This is a genomic window from Nitrospirillum bahiense, from assembly GCF_007828025.1.
GTDB classification, from domain to species: domain Bacteria; phylum Pseudomonadota; class Alphaproteobacteria; order Azospirillales; family Azospirillaceae; genus Nitrospirillum; species Nitrospirillum amazonense.
In genome coordinates, this window is sequence record NZ_VITO01000040.1 from 1 (window position 1) to 13591 (window position 13591).

Sequence of the window (13591 nt, forward strand, 5' to 3'; positions counted from 1 at the left end):
AGGGCAACGCCGCCTTCGATGAATGGCCGCTGGACGCGCCGCGCCCGCTGGGCCGCAGCGGCCAGGCCGCGAAGGGCAGCCACAGCCTGCGCCTGCGCCTGGACGCCGACACCGCCGCTGGCCTGCGCCGCATCGCCCAGGGCCAGGGCGCCAGCCTGCATGCCCTGATGCTGGCCCTGATGGCCATCGAGGTGCGGCGGCGCACCGGCCGGGCCCACTTCACCCTGGGCACCGCCGCCTCCACCCGCGAGACGGCGGATGAGGCCCGCGTGGTGGGGTATTACCTGAACATGCTACCCCTGGCCTGCCATCTGGCGGAGGGCGACACGCTGGCCGAGGTTCTGGCCGGGGTGCAGCAGTCGCTGGCCGAGGGCCTCGCCCACTCCCGCTACCCCACCGCCCGCATCCTGGCGGACTTCCGGGGCCAATACCCCGATCTGGTCCAGCCGGGCCGCTATCCGCTGTACAATCTGCTGGTCAGCGAGACGCCCATGGCGGTTGGCAACGGCGGGGATGCGGACTGGGCGCTGACGACGGCCACCATCGCCATCCCGGAACGCCCCACCTATCGCCTGAGCCCCTTGGCCGCCGCGCACGACATGGCCCTGACGCACGAGGCCCTGGCCGACGGCCGCCTGGTACTGCAATGGTTGGTGGACGCTGCGCTTTATGAGCGCGAAACCGTGGAAAGATGGGCGCTGTCGCTGGCCGCCCTGGCCCGCCATGTGGCGCAAGGGGCTGCCGACCAGCCCCTGCCCACCCTGCTGCCGGATGAGGCCGCCCAATTGGCGCTGTGGGAGCACGGGCCCGAATTGGCTCCGCCCGCGTCCCGCTTCGACCGCTTGTTCCAGGATCTGGCCCGGGCCCAGCCTGAGGCCTCCGCCCTCATCACCGCCGCCGGCGTGCGCACCTATGCCGAGGTGGATGCCGAGATCGGCGCCCTGGCCGCGACCTTGCGCCGGCGGGGCCTGCGCCGGGGGCAGGTCGTGGGCATCCTGACCGACCGCTCCCCCGCCCTGCCGGCCGCGGTGCTGGCGGTCTGGCGGGCCGGCGGCGCTTATGTGCCGCTGACCAGCGACCTGCCGGGCGACCGGCTGGGCTTCATCGCCCAGGATGCCGGCGCGCAGATGATCCTGGCGCTGGACGGCCATACCCCGCCCGACGCCCTGGCCGCCCTGGGCCTGCCCCTGCTGCGGCCCGAGGAAGTGCGGGATGCCGGCACCCCGATGGACGAGGATCTGCCTGAGGACGTTGGCGCGGATCCCGCCTACATCCTCTACACCTCCGGCTCCACCGGCACGCCCAAGGGCGTGGTCATCACCCATGCCGGCCTGATGAACCTGGCGGTCGGTATGGGCGAGCGGTTCGGCATCACGCCAGCGGACCGCGTGCTGACGCTGGCCTCCCCCACCTTCGACCTGTGGGTCTCAGATGTCGTAATGGCCTGGGGGGTGGGCGCCGCGCTGTCGCCCCTGACCAGGGCCGAGATGGACGACATCGCGGCGATGCCGGCCTTGATCGCCGGCCGGGGCATCACCGTCGCCACCATGGCGCCCTCCTACCTGCGCCTGTTCGAGCGGGCCCCCCTGCCGCCCCTGCGCATCCTGATGACGGTGGGGGAGGCGCCCATCGCCGCCGACGCCCGCCACTATGCCGCCCGCCTGGCCTGCTACAACGGCTACGGCCCCACGGAAAACACGGCGGCCACCACCATCGGCCGCATAGACCCGGACGCGCCACGCCTGACGGCCGGCCGGCCCCTGCCCAACGTCCGCGTCATGATCCTGGACGCCCAGGGCCGCCAGGTGCCTCCTGGCGCCATCGGCGAGATCTGGGTGGCCGGCACCAGCCTGGCCCAGGGTTATCTCAACCGGCCCGACCTGACCAAGCGCGCCTTCCCCACCACGCCTGATGGACGGCGCTATCGCACCGGCGACCTGGGCCGCTGGACGGCCGGGGGTGAGTTGCTGGTGTTGGGCCGCACCGACGGCCAGGTCAAGCTGCGCGGCCAGCGGGTGGAACTGGGCGAGATCGCCGCCGCCATCGAGGCGCAGCCGGGCGTGCGCCAGGCCGTGGTGCTGGTGCACAAGGACGCCGCCGGCAACCAGGCGCTCTACGCCTTCGCCACCGGCGCCAACCTGCCGGACAACACCGCCTGGCGCGAGGCGCTGGCCCAGCGCCTGCCCAGCTACATGCTGCCGGCCGCCGTCATCCCGGTGGAAAGCATCCCCACCACCCTGGCCGGCAAGGTCGACCAGGCCAGCCTTCGCGCCCGCATCGATGAGTACCGACTGCGGCAGTCCACGGACGGCGATCACCGCGCCGGCACCCCGCCCCAAGGGCCGGTGGAAGAACGCGTGGCCGCCATCTGGTCCGCCGTGCTGAAGGTGGGCGGCCTGCGACGGGAGGATGACTTCTTCCAGCTGGGCGGCGATAGCCTGCGCGCCACAGCCATGGTCAACCGCGTGCGCCGGGAATTCGCCTGCACGGTCAACGACCTATACGAAAACCCCCGGCTGGAGGACTTCGCCCGGCGCTGTCATCCGCAGGCGGACCAGCTGACCGGCCTGATCGCCGGCGCCCGCGCGCATTGGCAAACCTTCAAGGCCCGCGAGGCCGCGTTCGAGGCGGCACGCGAAGCCACGTTGGAGCCCCTGCTGGCCGCCTATCACCAGCGCTATGAGCCCCTAGCGGCCTCGCTCCCGGCGACGACGCGCCCCTATGGCCATGTTCTGCTGACGGGGGCCACTGGCTATCTTGGCGCCTACCTGCTGCGCCATTTGGCGGCGGATCCGGCGCGGCGCGTCACCGCCCTGGTCCGCGGCCGCGACGACGCGGAGGCGCAAGGGCGGCTCTCCGAAGTGCTGCGTCATTACTTCGGCGACAGCGCGGCAATGGATCTGCTGGCGTCCGGCCGCATCCGGGCCTGGGCGGGCAACCTGCGTGCACCCGATCTGGGCCTGGCCGAAGGCCGGCACGACGCCTTGGCCGTCGAGACCGACGCCATCCTGCACTGCGCGGCCAATGTGAACCACTACGGCCACTACAGCGACAGTCACGCCGACAATGTCCAGGCCACCCGCCACCTGCTGGACCTGGCGGTTGAGCGCGGCCGGCGAACGGGCCGCGCAGCCGACATGCACTTCATCTCCACCCTGTCGGTGTGCGGCCGATCGCCCGACGATGGCTACCGCCTGTACACCGAGTATGACGAACACCACGCGACGCTGGACGATAACTACTACGTCCGCAGCAAACAGGAAGCGGAGCATCTGGTGGTGGCGGCGCGGGGCGAGATCGCCAACGCCAGCATCCATCGCGTGGGCAACGTCGTCTTCGCGGCGGAAGGGGGCGCCCTTCAGCGCAACATCCGCCAGAACGCCTTCTTCCGCCTGACGGCGGCGCTGACCCGCCTGCGCTTCGTACCCGAGGACATGCACGCCTGGCTATGCCATGTCGACAAGGTGGCGGAGGCGGTGGTGACCCTGGCGCAGGCGCCGGATCTGGCCCACCACACCCATCACGTCGATCACGCCCGCCGCGACTTCCTGGCCCAGGTCATGCGCGCCGCGCCCGGCATGGCCAGCCACCTGGATACCGGCAGCTACAGCCAATTGCTGGAACGGATCGAGGCCGCCCTGACCGACCCGGCGATGGAAAAACCGCTGGCCGAGCTGCTGCCCACCTTCGGCGTCTATCGCCAGGAATCGCCGCATGAGCGCGACCGCCGCACCGAGCTGGCGACCGCCAAGACCCAGGCCTTGCTGACCCGCCTGGGCTTCCGCTGGCCGGACGGGCCGCCCGCCGAGGGCCTGGCCGCGATGATGGAGGCCGCCCGTGACGCCTACTGACCTTTCCCAAACCCCTCAGCCCATCCTGTTTCCAAGACGGTGACGAGCCATGTTGACCCATCTTGAGGACCTAGGCCTCCGCATCGGCGACTTCGCCCTGTCGCCCGTGCCCGAGCGGGAACGCCTGTGCGTGCAGGCGGCGTTGCGGGATTTCTACGGCCCCGACATCCGGATCGAGCGGCTGGTGCCGCCCACCGCACCCGTGGAGCTGCGCGCCGCCCTCACCGCGGCCAGCCCCACCCTGGCCGCCACGGCCGAGGCGCTGTGCCATATCCTGGAGACCAACTACAGCGGCATCGCCGTGCGCCAGGCCGGCTTAGCGCACCTGGAGCTGGAGGAGCGGGCCCAGGTGCTGTTCGCGCTGGCCGCCTGCATGGGCCGCCCGACGGCGACGGACCAGGTGAACCGCCGCGTCATCTGGGACGTGAAGGTGCGACAGCAGAAGGCGGCCACCACCTTTTCCGAGCATGCCGACGAGGCCGACCTGCACACCGACACACAGTACTTCGCCCGGCCGGAGCGGTACATGATGCTATACTACATCCGCCCAGCGGCTTGCGGCGGCGGCATCTCCCTGGTGCGCGACCTGCAGTGCCTGAAGCGATCGCTGTCTGCGACCGAAGAGGGGCGCTGGGCCATCGACCTGCTGTCGCGCAAGGTGCTGCCCTTCCGCATCCCCGGCGTCTTCACCGCCAACGGCGGGACGGACACGGTGGAGGTGACCTTCGCCACCATCTTCGCCGAGCGGCCCGGCATCCGCTTCCGCGCCGACACGCTGATGAAGGGGCTGGCCCTGCACCCCGCTGCCGACACGCCGGACGTGCGCCGGGCGCTGGACCTGCTGCTGGCGGAGGCGCGGCGGCCCGAGGCCCTGCTGCAGATCTCCATGCCGGCGGACAGCATCCACTTTGTGAACAATCACATGGCCTTGCACGGCCGCACCGCCTTCGCTGACCATGAGCGCCACGTCTGGCGCATCCGCGTCGACGATGACGTTCCGCTGTCCGCCTATGGCGGCGCGGACGCCCCCAGCGTAGGACGGGCCGCGTGAACCTTCTCCGCCTGATCAAGCTTATCGGTCCCGCCCGCATCCGGCGCCTGTTGTTGGCGGCGGCGGGATCGGCATTGTCCAGCACCCTGATCCTGGTCATCGTCAACGCCGCCGCCTCCGAAATCGCGGAGCAGCAGCGGGCGGGCGTCAATTTCGTCCTGGCCGGCGCCTTCCTGGCCAGCCTTGCCGCCTACATGGCGACGGAGGGCTGGATGGTCACCCAGATGGCCGCCTATTTGGAAGAGGTGGTCGACACGGTGCGCATGCGCCTGGTGGACCAAGTGCGCCGGTCCGACCTGCTGAAGCTGGAGCGGTTCGGCCAGGCCCGCCTGTTCGAAAGCGTGACCCAGGCGGGGCAGTTGATCTCCCAGAACTCGGAGTTCATGGCCATCACGCTGCGCTCCGTCCTCTCGGTCATCGCGGTGCTGGTCTACATGGCAGTGTTGTCGCCGCTGGCCTTCTTCGTCATCTCCGCCGTGCTGGTCGGCGGTGCCTGGTTCTATGTCCGGCTAAGCAGGGCGTTGGAGGAACAGCAGGTCCTGCTGATGGCGGAGGAGGAGGCGCTGTTCGAAAGCGTGTCGGACCTGTTCGACGGCTTCAAGGAGCAGCGCTTGAGCAGTGCCCGCAGCGACGACCTCAACCGCATCTTCGTCACCACCTCAGACCGCACCATGGCCCAGCGCGGCCGCGTGCACATGCACACCTGGCAGCAGTTCATCTTCGGCGAGATGGTCTTCAACCTGATGCTGGGCATCCTGGTCTTCGTACTGCCCCACTATTCCAGCAGCTTTTCACAGCAGATGGTGAAGGTCGCGGCAGCGGTGATTTTCCTGTCCACGCCCATCTTTGGCCTGATGCAATCCTTGGCTGTCATGACCGCGGCCGATGGTGCCGCCGGCCGCATGCTGAATCTGGAAAAGGATTTGGCGGCCCTGGCCGAACCGGGACAGGACGCGCCCTTCCTGGACCTGCCGGCCGATTTCCGCGAGATCCGCCTGGATGGGGTGGAGTTCACCTTCCCCGCCCCGGCGGGCGAGCCGGCCTTCGCCGTCGGCCCCTTCGACCTGACCCTGCGGCGGGGCGAGGTGGTGTTCATCACCGGCGGCAACGGCTCCGGCAAGTCCACCTTCATCAAGCTGCTGACCGGCCTGTACCAGCCCATGCGCGGCCGGCTGATGGTGGACGACCTCGCCATCGGGCCGCAGCGGCTGGATCCCTATCGGGAGCAAATGGCCACCGTCTTCGCCGACTTCCACCTGTTCGCGCGCCTCTACGGCGTGCCGGCGCTGGATACGGCCGAGGTGGATGAACTGATGCGCTGGATGGAGATGCAGCGCGTGACGCGGGTGGACGGCGACCGTTTCGCCCGCCGCGACCTGTCCGCCGGCCAGCGCAAACGCCTGGGGCTGGTGGCGGCATTGCTGGAGCACAAGCCCGTGCTGATCCTGGACGAATGGGCGGCCGACCAGGACCCCCACTTCCGCCGCAAATTCTACCGTGAGGTGGTGCCGGCCCTGAAGGAACGGGGCCTGACCCTGATCGCCGTGACCCACGACGACCAGTATTTCGACGTGGCTGACCGGCGCCTGCACATGGAGGAGGGCCGCCTGCGCGAGGTCCCGCTGGATACCGCCTGGCATGGGCGGGGGGTGCCGGCATGAGACTGGCCAAGGTCGTCCTGCGGGAGATCCCGCAAAACCTGAAGATGCTGACCTTCATGAACCTGGTGTCGGCCATCGCCACCACCGCCCTCTTGGGCCTGGTGGCGGCGGCCAGCCAGGAGGCGGACAAGGTCGATGCGCGCCTGGTGTTGATGTACGCGGTGACCATCACCCTGTTCTGTGTGTCGCACAACGCCATCCTGGTGACGGCGTCGCGCGATGCCGAACGGCTGATTCACACCTTCCGCATGCGGGTGTTCGACGCCGTGCGCCAGGCCGACCTGGTGACGGTGGAGCGCATCGGCCGCGCCGCCCTGCACGGCGTGCTGATCCAGGACACCCAGATCCTGGCCCGCGTGCTGCCCATCCTGGCGGTGGGCGCGCAGCAGGCGGTGATGCTGGTGTTCCTGGCCTATTACCTGGCCTATCTGTCACCCCTGGCCTGCGTGCTGGCCTTCGCCTTCGCCGGCCTGGCGGTCTCCATCCGCTATCGCCGCACCCGCTCGTTCAAGGAAATGCTGGCGGACTCCGGCCAGGCGGAGGCCGACGTCTTCGACGGGCTGACCGACCTGACCCAGGGCTTCAAGGAAGCGCGCATGAGCCGCCGCCGGGCCGATGCCCTGGTGGGGGCGGTGGGGGCGGCGTCATCCCGCGCGCGGCGGGTGAACGTCGAGACCAAGACCCAGTGGGTGCGCAATTTCTCGCTGATCGAGGCCATGTTCTACGCCCTGATCGGCCTGATGGTCTTCGTCGTCCCCCTGGTGTCGGCGGAATATTACAAGGTGGTGGTGCCGGTGACGACGGCCGCCCTGTTCATCGTGGGGCCCATTAGCACCGTGTCCTTCGTGACGCCCATGGTGTCCATGGCCGAACGGGCTCTGAGTAATATCGAGGCCATGGAGCGGCAGCTGGCCGAGGCCGCCGGCCGCTGGGCCGTCACCGCCGACGCCCCCGTGCCGGCCGGTCGCGCGCCCCTGGATGAGGGACCGGCCGATGGCGTGGCGGCACTGCCAGCACCCCGGTCCATCGCCCTGGCCGAGGCCGGCTTCGCCTATCGCAACGATGACGGCACGCCCAGCTTCGCCGTGGGGCCGCTGACGGCGGAGTTCCACGGCGGCGAGGTCACCTTCATCACCGGCGGCAACGGCTCCGGCAAATCCACCATGCTGCGCCTGCTGACCGGCCTCATGCCGCTGGACCACGGCACGCTGCTGGTCAATGGCGCGCCCGTGCCGGCAGCGGCTTTGCAGGACTATCGCGACCGGATCTCGGCCATCTTCTCCGACTATCACCTGTCGCGCCGGCTCTACGGCGTGGCGTCGCCGGATCCGGCGCGGGTGCAGGGGTTGCTGACCCGGCTGGAGATGCAGGACAAGGTGGCCGTGGCCGACGGCGCCTTCACCACCGTCCGTCTGTCCACCGGGCAGCGCAAACGCCTGGCCCTGGTGCTGGCGCAACTGGAGGACAAGCCGGTCATCGTGCTGGACGAATGGGCGGCCGACCAGGACCCCCACTTCCGCGCGGTCTTTTACGAGCAGCTGCTGCCGGAATTGAAGGCGCAGGGCAAGGTGGTCATCTGCGTCACCCATGACGAGCGCTGGTTCGACCTGGCCGACCGCGTCTATCAAATGTCCGAAGGGCGCCTGCGCCTGGTGCATCCCCTGCCGCTTGAACCCGGCCCGGCCGAACCGACGGAGGCCCAGGCATGAGTTGGCTGCACCCCTTGATCCGGGGCACGAACCCTATTGGTACCATCGTCGCCTTCCCCTATGGCGGCGGCGGCTTGAACGCGCTGAATTTTCTGGCCAAGGGCGTGCCGCCGGGCCTGGACGTCTGGGGCGTGCTGCTGCCCGGCCGGCCCGGCCGCTGGCAGGAACCGGCCGCCACCCGCATGGACCAGGTGGTGCCGCCCATCGTGGCGACGCTGAAGGCACTGCCCCGGCGCCCCCTGGTCCTGGCCGGCCATTCCCTGGGCGCCGCCATCGCCCACGCGGTGGCCGAGGCCTTGACGCGCGAGGGACGGCCGCCCCTGGGCCTGGTGGTCTCCGGCCGCCGGGCGCCCCACCTGCCCCCCAACCGCCCGCCGGTGTGGGAGCTGGACGACGCCGGCCTGGATCAGGAACTGCGGCACCTGGGCGGCACACCGCCCGAAGTGCTGGCGGACCGGGACCTGATGGACCTGATGCGTCCCCTGCTGCGGGCGGACTTTACTTTGTCCGACAGCTATCGGGTGGCCGCCCCCGCCCCCCTGCCCCTGGATCTGGTGGCCCTGGCCGGCGACGCCGACACGACTGTCACCGTGGATGAGGTCGCGGCCTGGGAAACGGTCCAGGCCCACAGCTTCCAACGGCAAACGATGAAAGGAGGTCATTTTTTCATTCAGGAAAATCCCGACGATTACGTCCGCCTTATTCACAGTCTATTTTTAAAGAACGCATTGGCGGCTTCCTCAACCGGGGAACCGCTGTCATGAGCCCGTTATTGGTTAGCCCATATCGTCGGGCTGCCGGCCCTTGCCGGCGGCCAGTCACATCGGGCCGTCCCTTCCGGGATGGAACAAGCCGGACCCGTGGTCCGGACCGGTCCCCCCTCAACGTCTTCTTTGGAGCGTGAGATCATGGTCACGAAGAAAGAAATAACCCCAGAAGAGGCCGCGGCGGCCGGCCCCGAGGCCGTGTCCCCCACGGCCACCACCACGGAAGCCCCGGCCGACGCGGTCGCCGCCGACACGACCCACGCGGCCGTGGCGGTGGCGGATGACGTTGCCGTCCGCCACATCATCCGCACCCACGTCCTGTTGGCGGCCGGCTCGGCCGTCATCCCGGTCGTGCTGCTGGATGACGCGGTGCTGGCCGGCGTGCAGCTGAACCTGCTGCGCGAACTGGCCAAGCACTACAGCGTGGATTTCCGCGGCGACATCGGCAAGGCCGCCATCGGCACCCTGCTGGCCACCGTCGCCCCGGCGACGCTGGGCGGCAGCCTGCTGGGCTCCTTCGCCTTCCGCCACACGCTGAAGGCCATCCCGCTGGTTGGCCCGGTCCTGGGCCTGCTGACCCAGCCGGCCTTCAACGCGGCCTTCACCTACGCCCTGGGCAAGGTGTTCGCGCAGCACTTCGCCTCCGGCGGCACCTTCCTCACCTTTGACCCGGCCAAGGTCACGGACTTCTTCAAGGAGAAGTTCAACGAGGTGCGTGGAAAGTCGGCGCAGGCGGCTGCGGCGGTCGCCTGATCGCGTTTGAATTGTGGTACCCTTGGAATGGGGCCGGCGTCAGCCATCCCATTCCAAGGCCCACCACTTGCACGGGCCCACTCGCACGGGCCCACTTGCACGGGCCCACTCGCACGGGAATGCGCACCTCATGCCCTTGACCGTCATCGTCATCTACCTGCTGGCATGCATCCTCTGTGGTGTCATGGGCCGCAACACCACCATCGGCTTCATGGGCCATTTCCTGCTGGCCTTGATCCTGACGCCCCTGCTGAACTTCCTGATCCAGGCGGTGGGCCGACAGAGTTCGCGGGTGCGTGACCAGCTGCGGACGCCGACCGAACGATGACCATGGCCGAACCCGGGGCCAAGCCCGCCCCGCATTCCTTACGTCAGCGGCTGAAACGCTGGGCTGACGCCAACAGCCTGTCGCTCTATGCCGCGGGTCTGCTGTTGCTGCTGGCCGCCCTGGCGCTCGCCCCGGCGGTGGTCGTCGCCGTGCCCGCCGGATCCGTCGGCGTGCTGTGGCATCGCTTCGGCAACGGCACCGTCACCGACCATGTGCTGGAGGAAGGGACGCACGTCATCGCCCCTTGGGACCAGATCTACATCTACGACAGCCGGCTGCAGACCCTGACGCGCACCTATCCCGCCGTGGCGGCCAATGGCCTGACCATGGAGGTGGAGATGTCGGTGCGCTTCCGCATCAATCCCCACGCCGCCGGCCTGGTGCACAAGCTGGCGGGTCCCGACTACGCCGACACGCTGGTGCGGCCCAAGATCGCCTCGCTGCTCTACGAATTCGTCTCGCAGCACAGCCCGGAGGAGTTCTACTCCCTGAACCGTGCGGAGATTCAAGCCTATCTGCTGAAGCGGGACCGCGAGGAATTCCCCCTGCCCACGCGGGAGACCGCGCCCGATACCCTGACGCTGGAGGAACAGATGGCCAGCGGCCACGGCCCGGCCCTGGTGCGGGTGGAGGACATCCTGATCTCCAGCGTCACCCTGCCGGACAGCGTGCGCGCCGCCATCGAGCGCAAGGCCGAACAGCAGCAGATTATGCAGGAGTACGACTTCCGCCTGGCGCGCGAGGCCAAGGAACGCGACCGCAAGCGCATCGAGGCCGAGGGCATCCGCGACTTCCAGGCGACGGTGGCCAATACCATCACCCCGGAATACTTGCGCCTGCGCGGCATCGAGGCGACCAGCGCCTTTGCCACTTCCCCCAACGCCAAGACCATCATCATCGGCGGCCGCGACGGCCTGCCCGTCATCCTGAACACGGGCGACGACGCCCACCCGCAGGAGGCGCCCAAGCCGGCCGCGGAGGAACATGGCCGCGCCCCCGCGCCTCGGGCCGAGGCGGCCAAGCCCGCTCCCGGCGCTGCCCCGGCCGCCAAGCGGCCGGAACCGACGGTGGCACGCGAAGCGGCGCCGGGACCGACCAACGCCCCCACAACCCCTGCGGAGGCTCCGCCCCTTCCCAATGAACCGACAGGGCCGGTGGCGGATCCGCCGCAGCGCTGACGTCTGCCCCCGGGCCCCCTCACAACTGGTCGAAGACGGAACCCATGTGCGGGCTGAAAAGCCGGTCGTAGGTTTTCATCAGGAAGCTGTCGGTCATGCCGGAAATGTGGTCGCAGATGACCCGCGGGCTGTCCCCTTCCTGCCGATAGCGGGCATAGACCTCGCGCGGCAGGAAGTTCGCGGGCTCGGACGCCATGGCCTCGAACACCGACACCACCATCTTCTGGCCCTTGAACTCCAGCTGCTGCACGGCAGGGCTCAGAATGACGATGTCCATCACCGCCTGCTTCAGCGCGTCCAGGAAGCCCCGCGCGCGATCATCCATGGCGGCGCGATAGCGGATCAGCGGTTCCTGAAAGGCCTCCCGCGTGTCGATATGGCAGCTGGCGATCAGGTAGTGGACCATGCGGCCGATGAACAGCTTGCGCTGGTCCTCCTCCCCGAACAGCCTGTCGACGAAGGCCGCGTAGGCATCGCCGCCGAATTCCTCGGCATAAGGGCCGCGCAGCGTGTCCAGGAAGGCGGCGCACCGTTCGCGGGGCACGCGGGTGGTGAAGTCATCCCGCCCCATCAGCCGCAGGGCCAGCGCGTCTTCCAGATCATGCACGCCGAAACCGATGTCGTCGGCCAGGTCCATGATGCTGCAGTCGAAGGATTTGTGCAGGGGCTTGTGATGCCTGCCGTCCTGGCGGACATAGGCGCGGAAGGCGTCCCGGTCAGCCGGGCTCAGGGGCGCCAGGATCCAATCGACCACATCCGCCTCGCTGTCCATAAAGCATTTGGGCGGCTTGGACGCCTTGCGGTCAATGATGCAGATGGTGGTGGCCCTGGCGTCCAGACTTGGCCGCACCGCGGGATTGGCGGCCTCACGGTAGGCCACGGGGTATTTCAGCACACCCAGAAGGGTGCGGCGCGTCAGGTTGGCGCCGGCCCCCTCGGGGAACTTCTCCAGCCGGGATAGGACGCGCAGCGTCTGGCCGTTGCCTTCGAAACCGCCGTGGTCGCGCATGCAGTAGTTCAGCGCCACCTCCCCGCCATGGCCGAAGGGCGGGTGGCCCAGATCGTGGGTGCAGCCGATGGCCTGGATGCGGGCGATATCCGGCAGATGCGGATGGGCGGGGTGATCAGTGAACTGGTGCTGGAACTGGCGCACGATGCCGCCGGCGATCTGCGCCACCTCCAGCGAGTGGGTCAGGCGAGTGCGGTAGAAGTCGCTGTCGCCCAAATTCAGGATCTGGGTCTTGCCCTGCAGCCGCCGGAAGCTGGCCGAGTGGATGACCCGGGCGTAGTCGATATCCGCCGGCTGGCGCGTGTCGCTGGTCTGCCCCCGCCGATCGTCCCGCCGTTCATCCCACACCATAGGCACCCTCTACCGCCGCCGCCGACCCATATCGGGCGGGCCAAATCGGGCGGGAGTGTAGCGGGCGCGGCCGGGAAATGCCGCAGCTAATCCTTGGCCGTCCCGGCCGGCGCCCATGGAAATTACCGCGCCGCGATGGCGGTCATCTCGATGGCGAAATCGGGATAGGCCAGGCGTGATTCGACCGTCGCCCGGGCTGGCGGATTGTCGGAATCCACCCAGCGGTCCCAAACCGAATTCATCTCGTCGAAGCCGGCCATGTCGGCGAGGTAGATGGTGACGCTGACCAGGTTGGCTTTGGTGATGCCGGCCTTGGCTAGGGTCTCGTCCATCTGGGCCAGCACCTCCTCGGTCTGCGCCGCGACGGACTGGCCGCGCGTCTTATCCGCGACATGGCCGGCCAGAAACACCAGGCCGTTCACGGCCACGGCGTCGCTCCAGCGTTGCGCCTTGCCGATGCGTTCGATCATTCGAAAAGCTCCCCTCTTGCATGCGCGCCATCCAGGCCCGCGGAGAGGTTATAGCCGCACATGGCCCTGGTGGAGAACCGTCGCGGACCGGCCAGACCCGGCCGGACGTATGGTGCGGGCTAGCGGGATTAAGCCCGTCCACACATCCGGCCGGCGGCCCCCTGCCCCGCCGCTGGCGGCTGGCGGGACTTGGCAGGGAACCGGTGGAATCGCCCCCTCAGAAGTCGAAGGTGGCGCGCAGAACCCCGGCGTGGCTCTGGTAATCGCGGCGCAGCTCGCCAGAGTATTCCAGCCGCAGTTTGAAGCCATCGCCCTGGTCCAGGGTAGCCCCCACGCCGATGCCCAGGCCGTCGGCGGCGGTGCGGCCAATGCTGCTGACGAAACTGGTGCCGGCCAGGACGCTGGTGGTGGCGATCGGGCCGTTCAGATAGTCGTGCACCCAGGCCAGACGCAGGTCCGGCAG

The 13591-nt window shown here is 69.0% G+C and carries 10 protein-coding genes and 1 pseudogene; 8 read left to right on the plus strand and 3 right to left on the minus strand.

Annotation, left to right across the window (positions count from 1 at the left end):
* The 8 genes from FBZ88_RS29860 to FBZ88_RS29895 all read left to right on the plus strand — a co-directional run.
* Positions 1–3851 (plus strand): non-ribosomal peptide synthetase (locus FBZ88_RS29860; protein WP_145620629.1); only part of this gene is annotated, 3851 nt, incomplete at its 5' end.
* Between the two features lie 49 nt (positions 3852–3900).
* Positions 3901–4902, plus strand: a complete 1002-nt coding sequence (locus FBZ88_RS29865; protein WP_145620631.1) for a TauD/TfdA family dioxygenase — start codon at positions 3901–3903, stop codon at positions 4900–4902.
* Complete coding sequence (locus tag FBZ88_RS29870; protein ID WP_145620632.1) at positions 4899–6563, plus strand: cyclic peptide export ABC transporter; 1665 nt, start codon at positions 4899–4901, stop codon at positions 6561–6563. The genes FBZ88_RS29865 and FBZ88_RS29870 overlap by 4 nt, the downstream gene beginning before the upstream one ends.
* The gene (locus tag FBZ88_RS29875; protein ID WP_145620633.1) at positions 6560–8272 is read left to right on the plus strand and encodes a cyclic peptide export ABC transporter; all 1713 of its coding nucleotides are present in this window, start codon (positions 6560–6562) and stop codon (positions 8270–8272) included. Before FBZ88_RS29870 ends, FBZ88_RS29875 begins: the two co-directional genes overlap by 4 nt.
* Positions 8269–9036: a thioesterase II family protein gene (locus tag FBZ88_RS29880; protein ID WP_145620634.1), complete on the plus strand. Its 768-nt coding sequence runs from the start codon at positions 8269–8271 to the stop codon at positions 9034–9036. Before FBZ88_RS29875 ends, FBZ88_RS29880 begins: the two co-directional genes overlap by 4 nt.
* A 144-nt stretch (positions 9037–9180) precedes the next feature.
* Entirely contained in the window at positions 9181–9792 is a 612-nt protein-coding gene (locus FBZ88_RS29885; protein ID WP_145620635.1) for a YcjF family protein, read from the plus strand.
* A 130-nt stretch (positions 9793–9922) separates the two neighbouring features.
* Complete coding sequence (locus tag FBZ88_RS29890; RefSeq protein WP_145620636.1) at positions 9923–10120, plus strand: hypothetical protein; 198 nt, start codon at positions 9923–9925, stop codon at positions 10118–10120.
* Positions 10117–11298 carry a prohibitin family protein gene (locus FBZ88_RS29895; protein WP_211102855.1) on the plus strand — a complete coding sequence of 394 codons (1182 nt, stop codon included), beginning with the start codon at positions 10117–10119 and terminating at the stop codon, positions 11296–11298. The genes FBZ88_RS29890 and FBZ88_RS29895 overlap by 4 nt, the downstream gene beginning before the upstream one ends.
* 19 nt (positions 11299–11317) lie before the next feature.
* On the opposite strand, the gene FBZ88_RS29900 is transcribed toward FBZ88_RS29895, so the two are convergent.
* The 3 genes and pseudogenes from FBZ88_RS29900 to FBZ88_RS29910 form a co-directional block, all read right to left on the minus strand.
* A complete protein-coding gene (locus FBZ88_RS29900; RefSeq protein ID WP_145620637.1) occupies positions 11318–12658 on the minus strand; it encodes an anti-phage deoxyguanosine triphosphatase in 1341 nt (446 codons plus the stop codon).
* 122 nt (positions 12659–12780) lie between these two features.
* Complete coding sequence (locus tag FBZ88_RS29905) at positions 12781–13128, minus strand: RidA family protein (RefSeq protein WP_004272585.1); 348 nt, start codon at positions 13126–13128, stop codon at positions 12781–12783.
* 217 nt (positions 13129–13345) lie between these two features.
* Positions 13346–13591: pseudogene (locus tag FBZ88_RS29910) on the minus strand (autotransporter outer membrane beta-barrel domain-containing protein); the annotation flags it as partial.

What these genes read in the sequence shown, in the direction of transcription:
- FBZ88_RS29885 (WP_145620635.1), top strand. Translation starts at nt 9,181, where the DNA reads ATGGTCACGAAGAAAGAAATAACCCCAGAAGAGGCCGCGGCGGCCGGC.
- FBZ88_RS29905 (WP_004272585.1), bottom strand. Translation starts at nt 13,128, where the DNA reads ATGATCGAACGCATCGGCAAGGCGCAACGCTGGAGCGACGCCGTGGCC.
- FBZ88_RS29880 (WP_145620634.1), top strand. Translation starts at nt 8,269, where the DNA reads ATGAGTTGGCTGCACCCCTTGATCCGGGGCACGAACCCTATTGGTACC.
- FBZ88_RS29865 (WP_145620631.1), top strand. Translation starts at nt 3,901, where the DNA reads ATGTTGACCCATCTTGAGGACCTAGGCCTCCGCATCGGCGACTTCGCC.
- FBZ88_RS29900 (WP_145620637.1), bottom strand. Translation starts at nt 12,658, where the DNA reads ATGGTGTGGGATGAACGGCGGGACGATCGGCGGGGGCAGACCAGCGAC.
- FBZ88_RS29875 (WP_145620633.1), top strand. Translation starts at nt 6,560, where the DNA reads ATGAGACTGGCCAAGGTCGTCCTGCGGGAGATCCCGCAAAACCTGAAG.
- FBZ88_RS29890 (WP_145620636.1), top strand. Translation starts at nt 9,923, where the DNA reads ATGCCCTTGACCGTCATCGTCATCTACCTGCTGGCATGCATCCTCTGT.
- FBZ88_RS29895 (WP_211102855.1), top strand. Translation starts at nt 10,117, where the DNA reads ATGACCATGGCCGAACCCGGGGCCAAGCCCGCCCCGCATTCCTTACGT.